This window comes from Nonomuraea zeae, from assembly GCF_005889725.1.
Classification (GTDB): domain Bacteria; phylum Actinomycetota; class Actinomycetes; order Streptosporangiales; family Streptosporangiaceae; genus Nonomuraea; species Nonomuraea zeae.
On sequence record NZ_VCKX01000034.1, the window covers coordinates 1 to 21,144 of the forward strand.

The following is a 21,144-nucleotide window of genomic DNA, read 5'->3' on the forward strand; positions in this document are numbered from 1 at the left end:
GGCGTGTCGGAGCGCACCACCGCCCCCCAGCGCGTACGCCGCCCGCCCGCGGCCGGCAGCCCGCCCAGGTCGCGTACGTTGTGACAGCCCTCCCAGGCCAGATCCCGTTCCATGCGGGCCACCCTATCCTTGCCTTCCTGGCCTAGAACATGGTTCGGTTAGCGTATGGCGGAACTCGTGCTCTCATCGGTGGACCAGGGCGTGCTGACGCTGACCTTCAACCGTCCCGACACGCTCAATGCCTGGACGGATGCCATGGGGCGGCGCTACTTCGACCTGCTGGCACAGGCGGAGAAGGACCCGGAGATCCGGGCCGTGGTGGTCACCGGCGCAGGAAAGGGCTTCTGCTCGGGCGCCGACTTCAAGACGCTGACCGCCATCCAGACCGGCTCCTACGACAGCGAGCCCGACCCCAGGCCCAACACCTACCCCACCACCATCGGCAAGCCGATCATCGCCGCGGTCAACGGCGCCTGCGCCGGGCTGGGCATGGTGCACGCCCTCGTCTGCGACCTCGTCTTCACGGCCGAGGACGCCAAGTGGACGACCGCGTTCCCGCGCCGCGGGCTGATCGCCGAGTACGGGCTCTCCTGGGTGCTGCCCCGCGTCATGGGGCAGCAGCGGGCCATGGACATCCTGCTGTCCGGCCGGGTGTTCACCGGCCGGGAGGCCTGCGAGCTGGGGCTGGCCAACCGCGCGGTGCCGAGGGAGTCGCTGCTCGCCCAGGCGCAGGCGTACGCGGGGGAGCTGGCGACCTACAGCTCGCCCGCGTCGATGGCGGTGATCAAGCGGCAGGTGTGGCACGACTGGGACACCACCCTGGAGCAGTCCGCCAGGGTGGCCACCCAGGAGATGGTCGCCTCCTTCGGCCGCCCCGACTTCGCCGAGGGCGTGGCCAGTTTCCTGGAGCGGCGGCCGCCGAACTTCCCGCCGCTCTAGGGGGGCGTCACGCCACGCGGTGCGCGCCCTTGGCCGGGGTGGCGTTCAGGAAGCGGGGCGCCTGGAAGCCGCGCTCGGCGTACGCGCCGGCGACCGACTCCCGGACGCTGTCCAGGCGCTCCTCCGGCACCAGGGCGATCGCCGAGCCGCCGAAGCCGCCGCCCGTCATCCGCGCGCCCCGCGCGCCGCCCCTGATGGCGGCTTCGACCGCCAGGTCCAGCTCGGGGGACGACACCTCGTACTGGTCCCTGAGCGACAGGTGCGAGGCGTTGAGCAGGGCGCCGATCTCGGTGACGGCGCCCGCGCGCAGGAGCCCGATGAGCGCCTCCACGCGGTGGTTCTCCGTGACGACGTGCATCGTGCGCTTGCGCTCGTCGCCCTGCAGCCGGTCGAGGGCCCCGGCCAGGTCGGTCACGTCGCGCAGCGCGGGGACGCCGAGCTTGCGGGCCGCCGACTCGCACTCCGCGCGGCGCTTGGCGTACTCGCCGCCCGCGTGCTCGTGGTGCACCTGCGTGTCGATGATGAGCAGGCTCAGGCCGTGGGCGGCCAGGTCGAACGGGATGTTCCTGGAGCCGAGCGAGCGGCAGTCGAGGAAGAGGGCGTGGCCCTCCTGCGACAGGGCCGAGGCGGCCTGGTCCATGATGCCGCAGGGCATGCCGACGAAGTCGTTCTCGGCCTTCTGGCTGAGCAGGGCGATCTCCATCGGGGACAGGCCCAGGTCGTGGAGCTCGTTGAGCGCCGAGGCGACGGCCACCTCGAGCGCGGCGCTGGAGCTGAGGCCGGCGCCCTGCGGCACGTCGCCGTCGATGGCGATGTCGGCGCCCGCCACCCGGTCGCCCAGCATGGCGAGGACGCCCACGACGTAGCGGGTCCAGCCCTTCGACTGGTCGCGGTCGGTCATGGTCACCGGCTCGCCGTCCGGGGACTGGAGCGAGAGCAGGCGGATGGTCCCGTCGGGGCGTGGAGTGATCGCGGCCGTCACGCCCCACGGCACGGCGAAGGGCAGCACGAAACCGTCGTTGTAGTCGGTGTGCTCGCCGATCAGGTTGACGCGGCCCGGCGCTCGCCAGACGGTCTGGGGGGACGCGCCGTACGCGGCACGAAAAGCTTCAACAACGCGCATAATCGAACACTCCTCAACAAAGGCCCGACCGTAGACTAGCGCCATGGAGGAGCTCCTGGATCCAGGGCTCGGCCGGGTCCGGGTGTTCCTGAAGCATGATGACAACAAGCCGCGCAAGCTCAAGTACAACCTGGGCCATCCCCGGCTGCTGACCTTCGGCGGCGCCTACTCCAATCACATCAGGGCCGTGGCCGAGGCGGGGCGGCGGCACGGGATCGAGACGATCGGCGTCATCCGCGGCGAGGAGCACCTGCCGCTCAACCCCTCGCTCGCCCACGCCGTCGCCTGCGGCATGACGATCACCTATCTGGACCGGGCCTCCTACCGGCTCAAGCACACCGAGGAGGTGCTGGCCGGGCTGCGGGCGCGTTGGGGGCAGGACATCGCGATCCTGCCCGAGGGCGGGAGCAACGCGGCGGCCGTGCGGGGGTGCGCGGAGCTGCCGGGGGAGATCGGCACGGACTACGACGTCATCTGCTGCCCGGCCGGGACCGGCGGGACGCTGGCCGGGATCTCGGCGGGGCTGCCCGAGGGGAAGCGGGCGCTCGGGTTCGCGGTGCTGAAGGGGGCCGGGTTCCTGAACGGGGAGGTGGCCCGGCTGCAGCAGGAGGCGTACGGGCGGACCTGGGCGAACTGGTCGGTCAACCTGGACTACCACTTCGGCGGGTACGCCAAGTCCACGCCCACCTTGGACAGATTTATCGCGAAATTTCGGGTCGAGGGGGTCTACGTGGCGAAGATGCTCTACGGGATCCTCGACCTCGCCCGCCAGGACGCCTTCGCCCCCGGCACCCGCATCGTCGCGGTCATCACCGGCCGGCCCCTGCCCCGGCTTTAGACCCAGCTGCAGACTCGGCCGCCGACCCAGCCGCAGACCCAGCCGCCGACCCGGCCACAGACCCAGCCACGGACCCAGCCTCCGGCTCAGCCTTCGACGCCGGTGGCCGCGTGGGAGGCGCCGACCGGCTTGGACTCGGGCGAGCCGCGCTGGCGCAGGTAGATCGACAGCACCACCATCGACAGGACGGCCAGCAGCTCCGACTGCCAGTTCTGCAGGCTGCGGTTCCAGAACTCGGGGGAGGTCACGTACGAGCCCCACGAGACCGGGTCGCGCAGGTCAGAGAGTCGCTCCGAGTTGTACGCGGCCTGTCCCGCCACCGACTGCGCCAGCCACGACAGCAGGAAGACCGCGCCCATCACCAGCCCCAGCGAGTTGCTGAACAGCCTGAGCCGAGCCCCGCCGGCCCTGGCCCAGGCGGGCGAGTCGGCCCGCGCGTGCCGCCCGACCAGTTGCTGCTCGTCGGACTCCGCGCCCGCGTCCTCCGCTCGCTTGGACTCGGGCGAGCCCTTCTGGACGAGCCAGACGGTGAGCATGATGAACAGGAAGAACTGCAGGTACTCCGACTGCCAGTTCTCCGCCACGTCCACCGCGTACGAGGACGACGTGACGTACTCGACGATCGAGACGGGCTCGCCGCCGCCGGCCAGTTGCAGGTCGTTGTACTGGAGCAGCCCGGCCACGGCCTGCCCGCCCAGCGCCAGCAGGAACATGACCAGGAACGCCAGGGCCAGCCCGTTCTCCTTCAGCCGTCTCATAGGTGCGACCACCCCATGGCGAAGAACCAGGCCAGGCCCACCACGATGATGGCCAGCGTCAGGATGAACATCACGCGCATCAGTCGTCGACCTCGCACTTGTAGGGGAGGTCGCGCACGGGCACGCACCCCGCGGCCCTGATCCGCCAGCCGTCGCTGAAGCGGTGCAGGAAGAGCGTGTCACCGGCCAGGCGTACCTGGGCGTCGTCGCCCCACACGCTCGCCGACGTCACCGCCCCGCCCGGGCCCAGGTCCAGCTCGCGCAGGGCGTCGGGGCAGGTCTGTCCGGAGTTCGGCAGGCTCTCGGCGGTGCTGCGGGTCAGCATGGCGCACGCGGCCGCCTCCTGGTGCGCGGACACCGCGGCGTGGAAGCGCTCGGCCGCACGCGCGGGCGAGGCGGTGTCCACGGAGCAGCCGGCCGCTCCGAGGGCCAGCGCCGCCACGACGACGAGCGGGATCCTCATGAGTCACGTGCTACCCACGGGCGGATCGGCCATGCTGCGGCAGGAGAACAGGGGCGGGGGTCAGCCGAGCTGGTCGAGGACCGGGGAGACCAGGGCGTTCAGCTCGCGGGCCAGCACGGCGACGGCGCGGTGGGCGCTCTGCTCCACCTGGTCGTGCGGCCCCTCCGGCTCGGGCGGCAGGTCGTCGAGCGGCACGGGCGCCTCGACCAGCAGCGTCGCGCGCAGGAACGGGATCCTGGCCAGGTCCTGCTGGGTCGGCTCGACGTACTGGCCGAAGGTCTCCTGCCAGCCCAGCCAGCCGCGGTCGCGCCACCAGGCCCGTGACCGGGTGAGCTCCTCCGGCAGCGGCGAGACCACCCTGACCCGCGCGTAGAGCGTGCCGTCCCAGGTGTTGCGGTGGCAGGTGGCCTCCAGCACGCGCCGGTCCCACCGCACGAAGCCGGGCGTCAGCGACGGCGGCGTGGCCAGCCGCCAGGCCGCGCACGCGAACCTGACGGGAGCGATGTCGCCCCACTCGAACTCGTCCAGGTTCTTGCGCACGTGTACGGCATAGCGCCCGTCACGGTCCCTGTCGAACTCCTGATCGATCCAGAACGCCTTGCCCATGAGGTACACGCTACGGCGCTCCCCGACTTCCCCGCGCAAGGACAGGAGATCTCGGAATGCCCTGTGACGTGGGTGACACATGTGTAGCTTTTTCACATTATTCGATGACCTTGGAGTGAGTGATGGCGTCAGAACAGCTCGACGCGGCCATGGAGCACTGGAAAGCGGGAGATCACGACACGGCCGCCGCGCTGTTCAGGCAGATCGCGGCCACGGGAGACCCGGAGGCGTCCCACCTGCTGGCCGGGCTGCTGTTCGAGCAGGGAGACCTGGACGGAGCCGAGGCGGCGCACAGATCGGTGATCCAGTCGGGCGACCCCGTGTTCGGGCAGCGCTCGGCCATCGCCATGGGGATGATGCTGGTGACCGCCAAGGAGTGGCCGGCCGCGCACCGGGTGCTGTCGATCGCGTCGAGCGGGGCCGATTTCGAGGTCGCCGCGCTCGCCGAGACGGCGCTGGTGCTGGTGCACACGCAGCTGGGGGACGAGCAGGGTGCTCAGGCGGCGCTGGAGCGGGCCCGCAGGTGCCACAGTCCGGCCGTCGCCGAGCTGGCCGCGCGGCTGGAGCTGCCGGAGTTCGACCAGGACCCGGCCTCGGCGCGCGACCTGTACGAGGAGGCCGAGGACGAGGACGAGTACCGGGCGCTGCTGACCTGCGGCGACCCCGACGTGGTGGCGCTGGCGGCGTTCCAGCTCTACCAGCTGTACGCCGACGAGGAGGACTACGAGCAGGCCCGCGAGGTGTGCGAGCACGCCATCGCCGTCGGCCACCCCGACCACCTGGCCATGGCGCACAAGCTGCTCGGCGCGGTGCTGGTGGACCTGGGCGAGTACGCCGAGTCGGCGGCCGCCTACCGCGTGGCCGCCGAGGACCCGAGGCCCGACATCCGGCTGCCCTCCCTCATCGAGCTGGCCAAGGTGACGGCGCAGCTCGGTGACGTGGAGGAGACGAAGGCGATCTTCCGCAGGGTGGTCGCCAGCGGGCAGCGTGACTACGTCGTACAGGCTCAGGCGTGCCTGGCTCAGATGCACACCGAGGCGGGCGACGCGGCCGAGGCGCTGGCCGCGCTGCGCGCGGTGCTGGAGGCGGGCGAGAGCGAGTGGGCCTCGGTCTGCGTCACCCTGCTCGGCATGCTGCTCGAACAGCGGCCGGACGCCTCCGCCGAGATCCTGGCGCTGGCGGAGTACGCGGCCGGGCACGCGGACGCCGACGCCGCGTTCAAGGCCGGGCTGCTGCTTGAGCACGCGGCCAGGCAGCAGCCGCTCGCCGACCCCGTGGAGGAGCAGGCGCTCCAGGACACCGACGACGGCCTGGCCCGGCTGAAGGCCGGCGACCTGGACGAGGCCCGGCGCCTGCTGCGCAGGGCCGCCGACTCGGGCGCGCCCACGCAGTCGTTGCGGGCCATGGTGACGCTGGCCGAGCTGGAGATGGGCGAGGGCGACCGGGAGCAGGCCGACGAGCTGCTCGCGTACGTGGCCGAGAGCGACGACCTGCTCCAGGGCTTCAACGCGGCCTTCCTGCTGCACCTGCTGCGGGAGTCCGGCGACGAGCCGCATCCGGTGCTCGGGGCGATGCTCGACCATCAGCGGCTGGGCAGGGAGGAGGGGCTGCTGCGCTACCGGGCGGCCATGGACCACGCGGACCCGGCCGTCTCCGCGATCGGCACCGCCGTGTTCGCGCAGGTCCTGGCCTCGATCGGGTACGACCTGTCGGACGCGGCCGAGATGTTCGCCGCGGCGGCGGACTCCGGCGATCCGCTCGCGCTGTCGTACACGGCGTTGATCTGCAAGGACATCCTGGCCGAAGAGCACGAGGCGGTCGCGCTGCTGCGCCGGGCCTGGGCGGACGGCCATCCGGCGCTGGCGGCCTGGGTGGCGCACGGGCTGGGCGCGCTGATCGCGGAGCGGGATCCGGCTGGGGCGCGGGCCGCGTACGCGGTGGCGGCGCAGAGCGGCAACCGGGGGCTGCGGGCCGAGGCGACGGGCTCGCTCCTCGTGGTGCTGGAGCGGCAGGGCGACCTGCTCGCGGTCTGCCGGGTGCACGAGAGGCGGCTGGGGGAGGACCTGCCGGCGGCGGACATCGCGCGCAGCGCCTGGCTGCTCGGGTTCTACCGGGCCAGGCTGGGCGACCTGTCAGGCGCGCGGGCGGCCTTCGGCCTGGCCGAGGGGGAGCCCGAGGACATGGGACGCTTCGCGCGGTGCCTGCTCGACCTGGACTTCGCGGGTGCGGCGGCGGCGTTCGAGGCGATGGAGGAGGAGGGCGACCTCTTCCTGTCGTCCAAGCTCGCCACGGAGTGCGCGCACGTCTGGCAGCGGGCCGGCGAGCCGGCCGCCGCGGACCGGGCGCTGTCCCTCGTGGTCGAGGCCGGGGATCCGCGCCTGCGCCAGGAGGCGGGCTGCTACCTGGGCGCGCTGCGCAACGACGCGGGCGACAAGCTCGGCGCGCTGCGCGCCTGGGAGCGCGCGGCCGAGGGCGGCAACGAACGGCTGGCCGTCATGACGCAGCGCGACATCGGCTGGGCGCGGCAGGAGCTCGGGCTGTACGCGGAGGCGGCCGTCGCCTATCGGCTGGCGCTCGGTCAGGAGGGCCTCGACGAGCGGCGCGCGGCCGGCCTGACCATGCGGCTGGCGGAGGTGCTGGTGGCCGATGGCTCGGCGGAGGAGGGCGGTGAGCTGCTGCGGGAGGCGTTCGGCGCGGCCGATGGCCGTCTCCGGCTGGCCCGCCTGCTGCGCGACCACGGCGACCTGACGGCCGCACTCGCCACCCTGAGGACGCCCGGCGCCCAGGACGGAACCGGGACGCAAGACGCGGACGAGGCTCGGTTGCTCGGCGAGCTGCTCGCCAGGACCGGTGACGTGGCGGGGGCGCGGGCGGCGTTCGAGCGGGCCGTGCTCGCCGCGCCCGAGTCGGCGTCGGCCGTGCTGGTGGCGGCGGCGCGGCTGCTGGGAGATGCGGGCGACGCCGAGTACGCCCGCTCCGCCTGCGAGCGGATCGTGGCGCTGGACGACGACGAGTGGTGCGTCGCCGTGGCCCGCGTCCGCCTCGGCACGGCCTCCGCCAAGGAGCGGGGCTGGGTGCTGGCCGACGACGGCGACAGGGCGGGCGCGGTCGCGGCGCTGACCGAGTTCGCCGGGTCGGAGCTGATGGCCGAGCTGCTGCTCGCGCTCAACGACGACGACGCCCCCGCCGTACGCCGCCTGCTGGCCGGCGCGGACCCCGAGGCCCGGCGCGAGCCCCTGGCCGAAACCCTCGACCGGGCGCGCAGCCTGGACGACGGAGAGGTGGCCGCTGCGCTGCACCAGGTGGTCATCGACCTGGGCGAGCCCGAGATCGCCGCGGAGGCCGCCGTGGCACTCGGCGCGATCCTGGCCGAGGCCGGCCACCACAGCCGCGCGGAGCTGAGCTTCCTGCCGGCCACCGAGCACGCGCACACGGCCCGCATGGCCTGGCGCAACATCGCCATCGTCCGCCACCGCCGGGGCGACCTCGACGGGGCGATCGAGGCGGCGCGCGCGGCGATGCCGTTCACCGCCGTCTACCTGGCCGAGCTGCTGGCCGAGCGCGGCGACACCGCGGGCGTACGCGAGTCGCTGTCGGCCGGAGCGGCGGCCGGCGACCTCGACAGCCTGCGCCACCTGCTGGCCCACCTGCTCATGGAGCAGGATCACGACGCCGTGGCGACGGAGGCCGAGCGGGCCGTCGGCACCGGCGACCCCGAGACCGTGTCCATGGGGTACTGGGCGTGGGGCGACGCCCGCAAGGCCGCCGGCGACCTGGAGAACGCGGCCCTCATGTACGGCAAGGGCGTGGACACCGGCTTCCCCGGCACCTCGGCCGGCATCCGGGTGGACCTCGCCAGGACCATGCGCGACCTTGGCGACGCGGCGGGCGCCGCCCGCGAGGTGCGGCTGGCCATGGAGTCCGGCGCGCGGGACGGCGCCCGGGACGCGGTGGAGCGGGGCGGCCTGCTGCTCGGCGTCTGGCTGCACGAGGACGGCGACCAGCTCGGCGCGGCGGAGGCGTTCGCGGCGGCGCTGGTGGCGGCCAGGGGCTCGGGCAGCGACCTGGCCAGGACCGCGATGGACAACCTGACCGCCGTGGCCTACCAGGCGGCCGACCGCGGCGAGCACGCGCAGGCCGTCCAGGTGCTCAGGCTCGCCGGCGAGAGCACGGGCGCGGAGGGCGCCGGGGCGGAGGGTCCCCGCGTGGAGGGCTCCGGCGTGGCGAGCTCAGGCGCGGAGGAAATCGCTGCGGAGATCGCCGGGGTGGCGCGCGAGCTGGCCGGGGAGTGCGACGACCCGGCGGCCGTGCGGGCGTACTTCGAGCTGGCCGGCCGGCTCACCGGCGAGGGCCCGTTCACCGAGCTGAACATCGCCGACCGGCTGGCCGCGCTGGGCGAGCAGGCGGCGGCGCGGGCCATCTTCGAGCGGCTCAGCGAGCACGACGACGCCGAGGTGCGGTTCGTCGCCGGCGGCCGGCTGCTGGAGCTGCTCGGCGACGAAGGCGACGACGACGCCTTCTTCGACGTCGCCCAGCGGCGGGCGGCCGACGCCGACAGCCCGATCAAGGGCGTGTTCGGGAGCCTGCTCGGCATGCTCCAGGAGAGCAGGGGCGACACGGAGGCCTCGCTGGAGACGCTGCGCGAGGCGGCGGCCGGCGGCGAGCCCATCGCGCTGTCCACGCTGGCGCAGACGCTGGTCGGCGTGGGGCAGGTGGAGGAGGGGCGGCAGGCGTACCTGCGGGTGCTGGACGCCGGTGACGACGACCTCGCCGCGCGGGCGATGGTCGCGCTCGGGCAGATCTGCCAGGACGAGGACGAGCGGCAGGCGCGCGAGTGGTACCTCAAGGCCGTCGACGCGGCGGAGGGGCACATCGGCGCGCTGGCGGCGATGTACCTGGGCGCGCTGGCCAAGCGGGACCGGGACTTCCCCGAGGCGCTCACCTGGTACCAGCGGGTCATCGACGCGGGGGACTCCGAGTCCGGGCTGGCCGCCGCCCATCTCGGCGAGCTGTGCTACTGGCTCGGGGACCGCGACGGCGCGCTGCGGTACTACGAGCTGACGCTGGGACTGACCGAGCAGGCCGAGCTGGTGGCCGAGGCCGCCTGCCGCCTGGGCGAGATCCGCTACGAGCGCGGCGACCTCGACCTGGCCAGGCTGCTGCTGGTCAGAGCCGTGGAGACCGGCGATCCCGGGTTCGGCTCCGAGGCCGAGGCGCTGCTGGGCAAGCTCGCCCGCAGGTGAACTTGCGATGAATTAAATGACCGATTAGTCTCGTCTGGTCAAATAACTGGGGTGAGACAAAGATGGTCAGAGTCGGACGGCCGCCGCTGGATCCCGCGCGCCAGCTCGAACGGGCGCACCGGATCCTCGACGCCGCCGGTGAGCTGATCCTGGACCGGGGCTACGACAAGACCTCGATCGACGACGTGGCCAGGCGGGCCGGTGTCGCCAAAGGCACCATCTACCTGCACTGGAAGACCCGTGACGATCTCTTCGCCGCGCTGCTGCGCCGCGAGCGCGCGCTCATGCTGACCGAGCTTCGCGCGCGCGGGCCCGCCACGCTCAGCGCGCTGTTCGGCGAGTTCGCCCGCGTCCTGCTGGGCCGGCCGCTGCTGCGGGCGGTCCTGAGCGCCGACTCCGAGGTGCTCGGCAAGCTCACGCGGCAGAAGCGGAGCAGCACGAGCGCGTTCGAGCTGGGCAGCGTCTACGACGACTACATCGCGGAGCTGATCAGGCGCGGCGCGGTGCGGAAAGAGCCAGGGGATCAGATCACCGTCGTCAACGCCATCGTCTACGGGTTCCTCTACCTGCCCGACGGTTCCAGCGGCCTGGCGAGGCTGCCGGACGACAGGATCGCGGAGCTGGTCGCCGACACCATCGACCGCGCCACGAGCACGGATCGCCGGCTGACCGCCGACGACCGGCGCGCCGTGGAGCGGGCCACCCTCGATTTTCTCGACGCCCTGGTGGAGGTCGCCCAGCTCAGACTGGCGGCCTCCCTGGGCTCAAAGGAGCGTGTGACGTGAGGGCCGTACTCCCTCTCGACGATGCCGCTGCCGACCTGGCGAGCGTGGGTGGCAAAGGTGCCTCCCTGGCCAGGCTGACCAGGGCCGGGCTGCCCGTCCCAGGCGGGTTCCACATCACCACGGACGCCTACCGCGCGTTCGTGTCGGCCTTCCACGACGAGATCCTCCGGGCCGCGGGCTCGGGTGGCGGACAGGACATCGCCGCGCTGTTCGCGGGCCACGACATGCCCGCCGGGATCGCGGCGGAGATCAGGCAGGCGTACGCGGCGCTCGGCGACGACGTGGCCGTGGCCGTGCGCTCGTCGGCCACCGCCGAGGACCTGCCGGACATGTCGTTCGCCGGCCAGCAGGACACCTATCTCAACATCAGGGGCGACGCGCTGCTCGACGCGGTCAAGCGCTGCTGGGCCTCGCTGTGGAACCCGCGCGCCATCGCCTACCGCGACCAGAACGGCGTGCCGCACGACGACGTGGCGCTGGCCGTCGTGGTCCAGGAGCTGGTCGAGGCCGACGCGGCGGGCATCATGTTCACCGCCGACCCGGTCAGCGGCGCCCGCGACAAGACCGTCATCAACGCCTCGTGGGGGCTCGGCGAGGCGGTCGTCGGCGGCCAGGTCACCCCTGACACGATCGTCGTGTGCGGCGGCGCGGTCACCGAGTCGCGGACGAGCGACAAGACGGTCATGACCGTGCGCACCCCCACCGGCACCCACGAGGAGCCCGTCCCCGATGACCTGCGGCGGGCGGCCGTGCTCGACGCGGCCCAGGCGGTGGAGCTGGCCGGGCTCGGCGCCCGCATCCAGACGCTGTACGGCACCCCGATGGACGTCGAGTGGGCCAGACGCGAGGCCGCGTTCGCCATCGTGCAGGCCCGCCCGATCACCGGGCTCAAGCCACAGGTCGAGGAGTGGAACGACAGCCTCAGAGGCGACTACCTGTGGACCGGCGGCAACCTGGGCGAGGCCATCCCCGACGTGATGACGCCGCTGACCTGGTCGTTCGTGCGCCTGTTCATCCATGAGGCCATGTCCGCCTCGTCGCTGCCCGGCTTCGACCTCGTGGGCAACATCGGCGGCCGTTTCTACATGAACCTGAGCATCGTCTTCTCCATCGCGCAGGCCCTCGGCATGAAGAGCAAGCTCGGCGCGGTCGAGCAGGTCTTCGGCAAGCTGCCGCCCGGCCTGGACGTGCCGCGGCTGGCGCTCTCGCGCTGGCAGATCATCAAGCGGGTCCTGCCCATGGCCGTGGGCATCCAGCGCCGCGTCCGCGCGGGCCTGAAGGAGATGCCCGCGTTCCTCGCCACCTCCCGGCAGCGTTGCGAGGACCTGCGCGCCCGGATCGCCGCCATCGGCTCGGGGCCGGAGCTGGCCGAGCTGTGGGCGCGCGAGATCGAGCCGCACCTGGTCACCTCCTGCCGCATGCTGGAGGCCGCGGGCCGCCAGGGCGGCTCCACCCTGGTCTACACCCGCGACCGGCTGCACAAGCTGATGGGCGAGGTCGACGCCGAGTCCATGCTGACCGGCGTCAACGCCGAAGGCGAGCTGGCCAGCCTGGGCCTGGTCATGGGCCTGTCCAGGCTGGCCCGCGGGGAGATCACCAGGGACGAGTTCGCCAGGGCGTACGGGCATCGGGGCCCGCACGAGTTCGAGGTGTCGATCCCCCGGCCGGGTGAGGACTCCGGCTGGATCGACGCCCAGCTCGCGGGCCTGCGTGACATGCGTGCCGACACCGAGGCGCTGTTCGCGCGGCAGGAGAAGGCCAGGGAGGAGGCGTGGGGCCGCTTCGCCCAGCGTTACCCGGGCAAGGAGGCCAAGATGCGCGCCCGGGTCCGGCGCTGGAACGCGGTCGTGCGCGATCGGGAGTCGGCGCGCTCGGAGAACATGCGGGCGTTCTGGGTGCTGCGGGCGTTCGCGGTGCGCGCGGGCGAGCTGACCGGGCGCGGCGACGACGTGTTCCACCTCTACCTGGAGGAGCTGCTGGCCCTGCTGCACGGCGACGAGGGCGCGCTGGAGCGGGTGCCGGTGCGGCGGGCGACCTATGAGCAGTACGCGGCGCTGCCGCCGTACCCGACCCTGATCGTCGGGCATTTCGATCCCGTGCGGTGGGCCGCCGACCCCGAGCGGCGGAGCGACCTCTACGACGCCCGTGGCGGCGCGGTTCCGGTGAGCGACGTGGTGACGGGCTTCGCCGGCGCGCCCGGGGTGGTGGAGGGCGTCGCCCGGGTGATCTCCGGCCCGGAGGACGGCGACCGGCTCAAGCCGGGCGAGATCCTGGTCACGACGCTCACGAACGTGGGCTGGACGCCGATGTTCCCGCGCGCCGCGGCGGTGGTGACGGACATGGGAGCGCCGCTGTCGCACGCCTCGATCGTGGCCCGCGAGCTGGGCATCCCCGCCGTGGTCGGCACCGGCAACGCCACCATGCGCCTGCACGACGGCGACCGGATCAGGGTGGACGGCGAGCGGGGCACGGTCGAGTTGCTGACGTGAAAAGTCTGCGCCAAGTCGGCCACCTGCCCGGCCGGCCTGTGATCAGTCTGATGGCCATGATCGAACAGTGGACTTCCGAGTACGAACGCGAGATCGAGGCGCGATGCGCCCGCTTCAGGATCGCCAAGCTGGCGCTCGACCGAAGGGACGATGACGGGCAGGAGGAGGGCTGGCTGCCGGAGGACGCGGACGGCGCGGCATAGACCGCGACAACCGGCCGACCAACCCGGCCGGTGACGCGCGCGAGCGGGGCGGCCCGGCGGCCGCCCCGCTCAGCTTCACGTACAGGGGCAGGTCCGTCCCCTTGCGCAGCAGCCGTGCCGCCCGACGATCTCCGACGCCGTGGGCGAGCAGGTCGGGGTACTTGACGCCTGCCATCAAGTGCTTGATGCTGAACGTCAAGCAGCCGGAGGAGCACCGTTGGACGCCAGGACGCACACCCACACCGCCCTCGCCGAGGATCTGAAGCGGATCGTCGGCAGCCGCCTGATCGACCCGCTCGACATCCTGTTCGGCGCGGGTGAGGAGCTGCGCGAGCGGCTCGACCGGCAGGCGGCCGAGTGGGCGGGCACGCTGCTCGGGGAGGACGACCAGGCGGCGGCGTACACCGCGATCCGCCTGGTGAGCGCGCTCTACCCCGGCGACGGGCCGTTCGACCCGCCGCCCGCCTGGTGGGGCACCCCGTTCGGGCGGGCCGTCTTCCGCCGCGCGGGGCACCCGGCGGCGTCCGCCGTGCCGTTCTCGGTGGCGGCGGCCGTGCTCGGGATCACCCGCCAGGGCGTCCACGACCTGACCGTACGCGGCAAGCTCCAGCGCGATCCCGGGGGCGGCGTCACCGTCGAGTCCGTACGCGCCCGGCTCGGCACCCGTACCCAGCGAGAGGAATCGAGATGACCTTAGGTGGACTGCTGCGCCTCGGCGGCGAGCTGGCGGTGGGCAGGCTCGGCTACGGCGCGATGCAACTGCCCGGACCGCAGGTCGGGGGCCCGCCCGCCGACCGGGATGCCGCGCTGGCCGTGCTGCGCCGCGCCGTCGAGCTGGGCGTCACCCACATCGACACCAGCGACGCCTACGGCCCCCACGTCGCCAACGACCTCATCAAGCAGGCCCTGCACCCCTATCCGGACGACCTCGTCATCGCCACCAAGGTCGGGATCGCCAGGGACGAGTGGCGCTCCTTCAACGCCGCAGCCCGGCCGGCGGAGCTGCGCGAGCAGGTCGAGGAGAACCTGGCCCGCCTCGGCAGGGCCCGGCTCGACCTGGTCTACCTGCGGGTCGGCGGCGACGGGCTGCTCCATCCGGACGAGACGCCGTTCGCCGAGTCGTTCGCCGCGCTCGCCGAGCTCCGCGAGCGCGGGCTCATCCGCCACCTCGGGCTCAGCGGGGTCACCGTGGAGCAGCTCAAGGAGGCCCGCGAGATCGCTCCCGTGGCCGCGGTGCAGAACCGCTACCACCTGCTCGACCGGGGCGCCGAGGACGTGCTGCGGGCCTGCGCGGAGCAGGGCGTCGCCTTCGTCCCCTACTTCCCGCTGTCCGCCGGGCTGCTCAAGCCGGGCCTGGACACCTCGCGGCTGCCGCCGGGCATGGCGCCGACCGCCGCGCAGGAGCGCACGCTCGACGCGGTGGCCGCCCGGCACGGCGCGACCCGGCCACAGGTGGCGCTGGCCTGGCTGCTGGCCCGCTCGCCGGTCGTCCTCGCCATCCCCGGCACCGGCTCGCCGGCCCACCTGGAGGAGAACGTGGCCGCCGCCGGCCTCCGCCTGACACCGGACGACCAGGCCGCCCTCGACGCACTCTGAGCGCGCGGCGCCGATCAGCCGCCGACGTGGATGCCCGGCCGCCGTGCCGGGTCGGACTCGCTCGTACGGATGATCTCGCGTACGACCGGAGCCGTGTCACCGCGCCCGAGGATGAGATAGCGGAACAGGTGCACCAGCGGCGACCCCTCCGCCCACTCGAAGTAGCAGTGCGGCCGGACCGCGGTGGCGTCGCGCAGGGCGAGCAGGATGGCGGCGATCGCGTTCGGCGCGGCCGGGCTCTCCGCGCGCAGGACGCGGTGGCCGTTCACCTCGACCCCGCGCACCCGCAGGACGTCGCTGAAACTGGACGGGTCGATCACGTCGATCTCCAGGAACAGCACGTCGGCCCGCCCCGGCACCGGATTCATGCCGCGCTGCTCGGCCTCCTTGGCGGCGTACTCGGCCCGGTCGCCCTTCTGGCGGCGGTTGGCGATGAGGTTCAGTGCGCCGTCGTGGTCGAGCGAGTCGGTTACGAACTGCCGCGCCGCCTGGTCGAACTCGATCCGGTCGGCGCGCAGCTCGGTCGTGCGCGACACGCGTGAGATCAGCGAGATGGCCACGATGCCGAGGATGAACAGCCCGGAGATGGCGATGCCGTCGGGCTTCTCCCTGATGTTCTCCACCAGCGCGTACAGCAGGATCAGGGTGAGCACGGTGAACCCGGCGATGGCCGGGCCCTGGCGGCGGCGGATGGCGGAGATCGTCACCGCGACCGCGCCCGAGACCATCATGGCCAGGATGCCGGTGGCGTACGCGCCCGCCTGCGCGTCCACGTCGGCGTCGAACGCGATGGTGAGCGCCACGCAGATGCCCGTGTAGACCAGCACCACGGGACGCACGGCGCGGCCCCACTCGGGCGCCATGCCGTACCCCGGCAGGTAACGCGGCACGATGTTGATCAGCCCGGCCATCGCGGAGGCCCCGGCGAACCACAGGATGAGGATGGTGCTGACGTCGTAGACGGTGCCGAACGCCTCGCCCAGCCGCTCGTGCGCCAGATAGGCCAGCGCCCGGCCGTTGGCCTGGCCGCCCGGCTGGAACTGCTCGGCCGGGATGAGCACGGTGGTCACGAAGCTGGTCGCGATCAGGTAGACGCTCATGATGAGCGCGGCCACGGTCAGCAGCTTGCGCGTGTTGCGGATGCGCGACTCCTGGCGCTGCTCGGCGCTCTCACCCTCGGCCGCCACCAGCGGCATCATGCTGACGCCGGTCTCGAACCCCGACAGCCCCAGCACCAGCAGCGGGAAGGCCAGCACGGCCGGCCCGATGAGGCCGCCGAAGCCGCCGTGCCCGCTGGTCAGCTCCTCGGTCCAGCGGGAGATCGCCGCCGGGTCGGTCAGGGCCGAGCTCAGGCCGACGGCGACGACGATCGCGTTCAGCAGCAGGAAGATCGCGACCAGCGGGATCGCCACGCCGACCGCCTCGGTGAAGCCGAGCAGGAACACGCCGCCGAGCACGAGCAGCAGCACCACGGTCAGCAGCACCTCGTGGCCGTGCAGGAAGCTCGGGAAGTAGGGGTTCTCCATGACGTGCACGGAGGCGTCCGCCGCGGACAGCGTGATCGTGATGATCCACGAGGTCGCCACGAACCCCAGCAGCACGAGCACGAACAGCTTGCCCCGCCAGAACGGCAGCAGCCGCTCCAGCATCGCCACCGACCCCTGCCCGTGCGGGCTCTCCCGCGCCACCCTGCGGTACATCGGCAGCATGCCCAGCAGCGTCAGCGCCACGATGAGCAGCGTGGCCAGCGGCGACAGCGCTCCCGCCGCGAGTGCGGCGATGCCGGGCAGGTAGGCCAGCGTCGAGAAGTAGTCGACGCCGGTCAGGCACATGACCTTCCACCACGCCTGCGGCTTGGCGTGCCCCTCGGCCGTCTCGGGGCCGACCGGCTGGACGCGATGCCGCAGCAGCCAGCGCGCCAGCCCGTTCGACGGCGGCGCCGGACGGGACGGGCTGTCCACGACCTCCGGGATCGCAAGCCCACCACTCACCGGATCTTCCCCTTTCGCCAAGAACGGACACCACCTTAGGGCGTACGGGGCGGCCAAAATAGGTTGCCCCGGCTGACGCGCCTCTGCTGTGCTGGCGGGAACGTCCGGGCGAGCCGAGGGAGCAGGAAATGCGGGCAACGTTCATGTCCCACGAAGAAAGGAAAAGTCACCTAACCAGAGGACATGACGTTCGGTGCGTATGCTCAACCTGGGAATCCTGGCCCATGTAGACGCCGGCAAGACCAGCCTGACCGAGCGGCTGCTCTACGCCGCCGGTGTCATCGACGCGGTCGGCAGCGTCGACGACGGCAACACCCAGACCGACTCCCTGGACCTGGAGCGGCAGCGCGGCATCACGATCAAGTCCGCGGTCGTCTCCTTCGCCGTCGGGGACACCACGGTCAACCTCATCGACACCCCGGGTCACCCCGACTTCATCGCCGAGGTGGAGCGGGTGCTGAGCGTGCTCGACGGCGCGGTGCTGGTGGTGTCCGCGGTCGAGGGTGTGCAGGCGCAGACGCGGGTGCTCATGCGCACGCTGCGCCGCCTCGGCATCCCGACGCTCGTCTTCGTGAACAAGATCGACCGCCGCGGTGCCCGCTATGACGGCATATTGCGGGATCTCGCGGCGAAGCTCGCCCCGGCCGTCGTGGCCATGGGCGCCACCACCGCCCTTGGCACCCGCGACGCCTCATTCGCCCCGTACGAGGCGGCGTTCATCGACGGCTGGGCGGACGTGCTCGCCGAGCGGGGCGAGGCGCTGCTGGCCGCGTACGTGGCCGACGAGGGCTCGATCTCGTACGCCCGGTTGCGCGCCGAGCTGGCGGCCCAGACCGGGCAGGGGCTGGTGCACCCGGTGTACTTCGGCTCGGCGATCACGGGCGCGGGCGTGGACGCGCTGATCGACGGCATCCGGGAGCTGCTCCCCGCCGCCGAGGGCGACAGGGAGGGGCCGGTCTCCGGCACGGTCTTCAAGGTCGAGCGCGGCCCGGCGGGGGAGAAGATCGCGTACGCGCGGCTGTTCTCCGGCGCGATCCACGCCCGCGACCGCCTCCGCTTCCACACCGGCCCGGCCGACGACAGCCCCGGTGACGACAGCCCGGCCGACGACAGCCCGGCCGACGACAGCCCGGGTGACGGCGGGCGGGACGACGGCAGGCGGGAGGGCCGCGGTCGGGAGCCGGTGCGCTCGGGGAAGGTCACCGCGATCAGCGTGTTCGACCAGGGGACCGACGTCCGGCGGCCGTCGGCGGGCGCGGGGGAGATCGCCCGGCTCTGGGGCCTGGCCGACGTCCGGATCGGCGACACGATCGGGCTGCCCAGGAAGGCGGCGCCACGGGCCCACTTCGCGCCGCCCACCCTGGAGACCGTCGTGGTTCCGTGCCGCCCGTCCGACAAGGGCGCGCTCCACCTGGCCCTCGCCCACCTGGCCGAGCAGGACCCGCTGATCGGCCTGCGCCAGGACGACGTGCGCCAGGAGGTGTCCGTCTCGCTCTACGGCGAGGTGCAGAAGGAGGTCGTCCAGGCCACGCTGGCGAACGACTTCGGCATCGACGTCACCTTCCGCGAGACGACCACGATCTGCGTCGAACGCCCGGCCGGCGAGGGTGCGGCGGTCGAGGTGATCGCCAAGGCGCCGAACCCGTTCCTCGCCACCGTCGGCCTCCGCGTCGAGCCCGGCCCGTGCGGCGGCGGCGTGGACTTCCGGTTGGAGGTGGAGCTGGGTTCGCTGCCGTTCGCGTTCATGCGCACGATCGAGGAGACGGTACGCGAGAGCCTGCTCCAGGGCCTGCACGGCTGGGAGGTCACCGACTGCGTGGTCACGCTGACGCACTCCGGCTACTACGCCAGGCAGAGCCATTCCGGCGGCGTGTTCGACAAGAGCATGTCGAGCACCGCGGGCGACTTCCGCAACCTGGTCCCGCTGGTGCTCATGGCCGCGCTGAAGCAGGCGGGCACCACGGTCTTCGAGCCGATGCACCGCTTCCGGCTCGAACTGCCCGCCGACACGCTGGGCCCGGTGCTGCCCGTGCTGGCCAGGCTCGGGGCCGTCCCGCGTACGCAGGCGACGGAGCTGGTCGAGGGCGAGATCCCGGCGGCCAGGGTGCACGAGCTGGAGCAACTGCTCCCCGGCCTGACCCGGGGCGAGGGCGTGCTGGAGTGCGGCTTCGGCCGCTACCAGCCCGTACGCGGCCCGATCCCGGAACGCCCGCGCACCGACCACAACCCCCTCGACCGGAAGGAGTACCTGCTGCACGTCGTACGGCGGGTCTAGGCGCCGTCCTTGTCGGAGTCGGCGGAGAAGACGATGACGCCCAGATAGCCGTCGTCCTCCTCGGCGATCTTCATCAGCATCTCGTCCTTGTAGATGTTGTCGCCGTCGTTGAACGTGTCGCGCCCGGTGTGCTCCGCGTACGGCGCCTTCGCCATGACCGCGCTGTTGAGCTGCTCGTCGAACATGACCTGCGTGGTCAGCACGCGCTCGTTGCTGAAGTGGACCATCGCGTGGATGTGGATCGTGCGCCCTCGGTACCAGCCGGGCCAGATGGTGGTGAACTCCACGATCCCGTCGCCGTTGGTGACCTGCGCGCCACGCAGGTAGCGCTTGTCGTCGGTGGGCTTCAGGTCGCCCATGTCGCCCTGGCCGTCACCGGGACCCCCGCCACCGGGGCCGCCGCTCGGGGGCGGCCCGGTCGGCGCTCCACTCGGCACCCCGCTCGGGGGCGCGCCGCCGCCTCCACCCGTCGACTGCGCCTCGGCCCCCGAGTAGAGCCCGGCCGCGTCGCAGTGCCAGATCTCCACCACCGCGTTGTTCAGCGGCTTGCACGTCTCGCTGTCCTGGACCTTGACGGCCACCCGGAGCCGCACGCCCTGCTTGTCCTCGCGGATGTCGCTGCGGATCTTGTCCGCGTCGAAGTAGTACGGGCCCTGGGTGGTGGTGGCGGTCAGCGCGCAGGTGTTCGCCTCGGCGAAGAGCGCGGTGAGGTCCTTGGCGGTGGTGGCCTGCGGCGTCACGGTGGCTCCCGTGGAGGTGGTGACGGCCGCCGTGCCGGAGCCGCTGCCGCAGGCGGCCAGCAGGCCGCCCAGTCCGAGCGAGCTGATTCCGGTGATCAGCCGTCGCCGGCTGACTCGCTGGCCTTCGTGGTCGTGTCCCACTGAGCACCTCTCTGGTGTCCGACGTCTTCGGACCACAGAGTAGGAGAGATGTCGTTTATGCCTCCTTTGTCGAGCATGAAGGTTTTGTGAGTTAGTGCAGGTCAGCCGCCGTCCTTGTCGGAGTCGGCGGACAACACGATGGCGCCGAGGTAACCGTCGCCGTCCCTGGCGACCCGCACCAGCATGCTGTCGTGGAAGATGCCGTCATCGCGGTTGTAGACCTTCCGCCCCTTGTGCCCCGCGTACGGTGGCTTGGCCAGGACCTCCGCGTTGAGCGCCTCGTCGAACATGAGCTGCGTCCCCAGCACCCGCTGGTCCCCGGAGTGGACCATGGCGTGGATGTGGACCGTGCGCCCCGGGTACCAGCCCGGCCAGATGGTCGTGAACTGCACGACGCCGTCGCCGTCGGTCACCTGCGCGCCGCGCAGGTAGCGCGTGTCGTCGGTGGGTTTCAGGTCGGCCATGTCCGACTTGTCGATGTCGACGAAAAGGACCGGGGTGGCGGCGGAAGCGTTGCTGGCGCTCCTGGTCGGCGGCCCGGTGGCGTCGCTCTTCGACTCCGCCTCCGCGCCGGAGTAGAGCCCCTGCGCGTCGCAGTGCCAGATCTCCACCACCGCGTCGCGCAGCGGCCGGCACCCCTCGCTGTCCTGGACCTTGATGGCCAGCCGCAGCCGCGCACCCTGCTTGTCCTCGCGGATGTCGCTGCGGATCTTGTCCGCGTCGAAGTAGAAGGGTCCCTGGGTGGTGGCGGAGGTGAGCGAGCACCTGCCCGCCTTCGCCAGCAGCGTCTTGAGGTCCGTGGGCGGCGGCGGGGTCGTCCCCGCGGCCCTGGCGCTCGGCGACGCCAGGAGCCCGCCGAGCGTGAGCGAGCTGACGCCGCTGATCAGCCGCCGTCTGCTGACTCGTTGACCTTCGTGATCGTGTCCCACTGAAGCTCCCCCGTCTCATCAGGTG

The 21,144-nt window shown here is 72.4% G+C and carries 17 protein-coding genes; 9 read left to right on the forward strand and 8 right to left on the reverse strand.

Annotation, left to right across the window (positions count from 1 at the left end):
* Window positions 1-113 (reverse strand): tyrosine-protein phosphatase (locus ETD85_RS66825; RefSeq protein WP_138690091.1); only part of this gene is annotated, 113 nt, incomplete at its 3' end.
* A gap of 52 nt (window positions 114-165) precedes the next feature.
* On the opposite strand from ETD85_RS66825, the gene ETD85_RS13860 reads away from it, so the two are divergent.
* Window positions 166-939 (forward strand): enoyl-CoA hydratase-related protein, encoded by a 774-nt coding sequence (locus ETD85_RS13860; protein WP_138690092.1) that lies wholly within the window; start codon window positions 166-168, stop codon window positions 937-939.
* A 7-nt stretch (window positions 940-946) separates the two neighbouring features.
* Here the strand turns inward: ETD85_RS13860 and galK are convergent, their stop codons facing one another.
* Window positions 947-2,062: a galactokinase gene (gene galK / locus ETD85_RS13865; protein WP_138690093.1), complete on the reverse strand. Its 1,116-nt coding sequence runs from the start codon at window positions 2,060-2,062 to the stop codon at window positions 947-949.
* A gap of 43 nt (window positions 2,063-2,105) precedes the next feature.
* Here galK and ETD85_RS13870 point away from each other — a divergent pair, with 43 nt between their 5' ends.
* Entirely contained in the window at window positions 2,106-2,900 is a 795-nt protein-coding gene (locus tag ETD85_RS13870; RefSeq protein WP_138690094.1) for a 1-aminocyclopropane-1-carboxylate deaminase/D-cysteine desulfhydrase, read from the forward strand.
* Window positions 2,901-2,986: 86 nt separating this feature from the next.
* Here the strand turns inward: ETD85_RS13870 and ETD85_RS13875 are convergent, their stop codons facing one another.
* The 3 genes from ETD85_RS13875 to ETD85_RS13885 form a co-directional block, all read right to left on the reverse strand.
* Complete coding sequence (locus ETD85_RS13875) at window positions 2,987-3,658, reverse strand: DUF6766 family protein (protein ID WP_138690095.1); 672 nt, start codon at window positions 3,656-3,658, stop codon at window positions 2,987-2,989.
* Between the two features lie 79 nt (window positions 3,659-3,737).
* Complete coding sequence (locus ETD85_RS13880; RefSeq protein WP_138690096.1) at window positions 3,738-4,121, reverse strand: hypothetical protein; 384 nt, start codon at window positions 4,119-4,121, stop codon at window positions 3,738-3,740.
* Between the two features lie 60 nt (window positions 4,122-4,181).
* Window positions 4,182-4,727 carry a hypothetical protein gene (locus ETD85_RS13885; protein ID WP_240779138.1) on the reverse strand — a complete coding sequence of 182 codons (546 nt, stop codon included), beginning with the start codon at window positions 4,725-4,727 and terminating at the stop codon, window positions 4,182-4,184.
* A gap of 122 nt (window positions 4,728-4,849) precedes the next feature.
* On the opposite strand from ETD85_RS13885, the gene ETD85_RS66830 reads away from it, so the two are divergent.
* The 6 genes from ETD85_RS66830 to ETD85_RS13910 all read left to right on the forward strand — a co-directional run bounded on the left by ETD85_RS66830 (window position 4,850) and on the right by ETD85_RS13910 (window position 15,043).
* Window positions 4,850-9,970, forward strand: a complete 5,121-nt coding sequence (locus tag ETD85_RS66830) for a tetratricopeptide repeat protein (protein WP_138690098.1) — start codon at window positions 4,850-4,852, stop codon at window positions 9,968-9,970.
* 62 nt (window positions 9,971-10,032) lie between these two features.
* Window positions 10,033-10,755, forward strand: a complete 723-nt coding sequence (locus tag ETD85_RS13895) for a TetR/AcrR family transcriptional regulator (RefSeq protein ID WP_138690099.1) — start codon at window positions 10,033-10,035, stop codon at window positions 10,753-10,755.
* Window positions 10,752-13,244 carry a PEP/pyruvate-binding domain-containing protein gene (locus ETD85_RS13900; RefSeq protein ID WP_138690100.1) on the forward strand — a complete coding sequence of 831 codons (2,493 nt, stop codon included), beginning with the start codon at window positions 10,752-10,754 and terminating at the stop codon, window positions 13,242-13,244. The genes ETD85_RS13895 and ETD85_RS13900 overlap by 4 nt, the downstream gene beginning before the upstream one ends.
* Window positions 13,245-13,294: 50 nt before the next feature.
* On the forward strand, window positions 13,295-13,447 hold the full coding sequence (locus tag ETD85_RS63075; RefSeq protein ID WP_170246658.1) for a hypothetical protein: 153 nt from the start codon (window positions 13,295-13,297) through the stop codon (window positions 13,445-13,447).
* A 217-nt stretch (window positions 13,448-13,664) separates the two neighbouring features.
* On the forward strand, window positions 13,665-14,138 hold the full coding sequence (locus ETD85_RS13905) for a hypothetical protein (protein WP_138690101.1): 474 nt from the start codon (window positions 13,665-13,667) through the stop codon (window positions 14,136-14,138).
* The gene (locus tag ETD85_RS13910; RefSeq protein WP_138690102.1) at window positions 14,135-15,043 is read left to right on the forward strand and encodes an oxidoreductase; all 909 of its coding nucleotides are present in this window, start codon (window positions 14,135-14,137) and stop codon (window positions 15,041-15,043) included. Before ETD85_RS13905 ends, ETD85_RS13910 begins: the two co-directional genes overlap by 4 nt.
* A gap of 14 nt (window positions 15,044-15,057) precedes the next feature.
* Here ETD85_RS13910 and ETD85_RS13915 read toward each other — a convergent pair whose 3' ends face one another.
* Window positions 15,058-17,034: an APC family permease gene (locus tag ETD85_RS13915; protein WP_138690103.1), complete on the reverse strand. Its 1,977-nt coding sequence runs from the start codon at window positions 17,032-17,034 to the stop codon at window positions 15,058-15,060.
* Between the two features lie 199 nt (window positions 17,035-17,233).
* On the opposite strand from ETD85_RS13915, the gene ETD85_RS13920 reads away from it, so the two are divergent.
* Window positions 17,234-19,309, forward strand: coding sequence for an elongation factor G (locus ETD85_RS13920; RefSeq protein WP_206058296.1), 2,076 nt, complete (start codon window positions 17,234-17,236; stop codon window positions 19,307-19,309).
* Here ETD85_RS13920 and ETD85_RS13925 read toward each other — a convergent pair.
* Both ETD85_RS13925 and ETD85_RS13930 read right to left on the reverse strand, forming a co-directional pair.
* Entirely contained in the window at window positions 19,306-20,190 is an 885-nt protein-coding gene (locus ETD85_RS13925) for a dioxygenase family protein (RefSeq protein ID WP_138690105.1), read from the reverse strand. The two genes, ETD85_RS13920 and ETD85_RS13925, sit on opposite strands and share 4 nt — an antisense overlap.
* Before the next feature lie 101 nt (window positions 20,191-20,291).
* Window positions 20,292-21,119: an intradiol ring-cleavage dioxygenase gene (locus ETD85_RS13930; protein WP_138690106.1), complete on the reverse strand. Its 828-nt coding sequence runs from the start codon at window positions 21,117-21,119 to the stop codon at window positions 20,292-20,294.
* Window positions 21,120-21,144: the final 25 nt, after the last annotated feature.

Coding starts and splice junctions, on each gene's coding strand:
- ETD85_RS13870 (WP_138690094.1), top strand. CDS start 2,106: ATGGAGGAGCTCCTGGATCCAGGGCTCGGCCGGGTCCGGGTGTTCCTG.
- ETD85_RS13895 (WP_138690099.1), top strand. CDS start 10,033: ATGGTCAGAGTCGGACGGCCGCCGCTGGATCCCGCGCGCCAGCTCGAA.
- ETD85_RS13860 (WP_138690092.1), top strand. CDS start 166: ATGGCGGAACTCGTGCTCTCATCGGTGGACCAGGGCGTGCTGACGCTG.
- galK (WP_138690093.1), bottom strand. CDS start 2,062: ATGCGCGTTGTTGAAGCTTTTCGTGCCGCGTACGGCGCGTCCCCCCAG.
- ETD85_RS13875 (WP_138690095.1), bottom strand. CDS start 3,658: ATGAGACGGCTGAAGGAGAACGGGCTGGCCCTGGCGTTCCTGGTCATG.
- ETD85_RS13880 (WP_138690096.1), bottom strand. CDS start 4,121: ATGAGGATCCCGCTCGTCGTCGTGGCGGCGCTGGCCCTCGGAGCGGCC.
- ETD85_RS66830 (WP_138690098.1), top strand. CDS start 4,850: ATGGCGTCAGAACAGCTCGACGCGGCCATGGAGCACTGGAAAGCGGGA.
- ETD85_RS63075 (WP_170246658.1), top strand. CDS start 13,295: ATGGCCATGATCGAACAGTGGACTTCCGAGTACGAACGCGAGATCGAG.
- ETD85_RS13885 (WP_240779138.1), bottom strand. CDS start 4,727: ATGGGCAAGGCGTTCTGGATCGATCAGGAGTTCGACAGGGACCGTGAC.
- ETD85_RS13910 (WP_138690102.1), top strand. CDS start 14,135: ATGACCTTAGGTGGACTGCTGCGCCTCGGCGGCGAGCTGGCGGTGGGC.
- ETD85_RS13920 (WP_206058296.1), top strand. CDS start 17,234: ATGCTCAACCTGGGAATCCTGGCCCATGTAGACGCCGGCAAGACCAGC.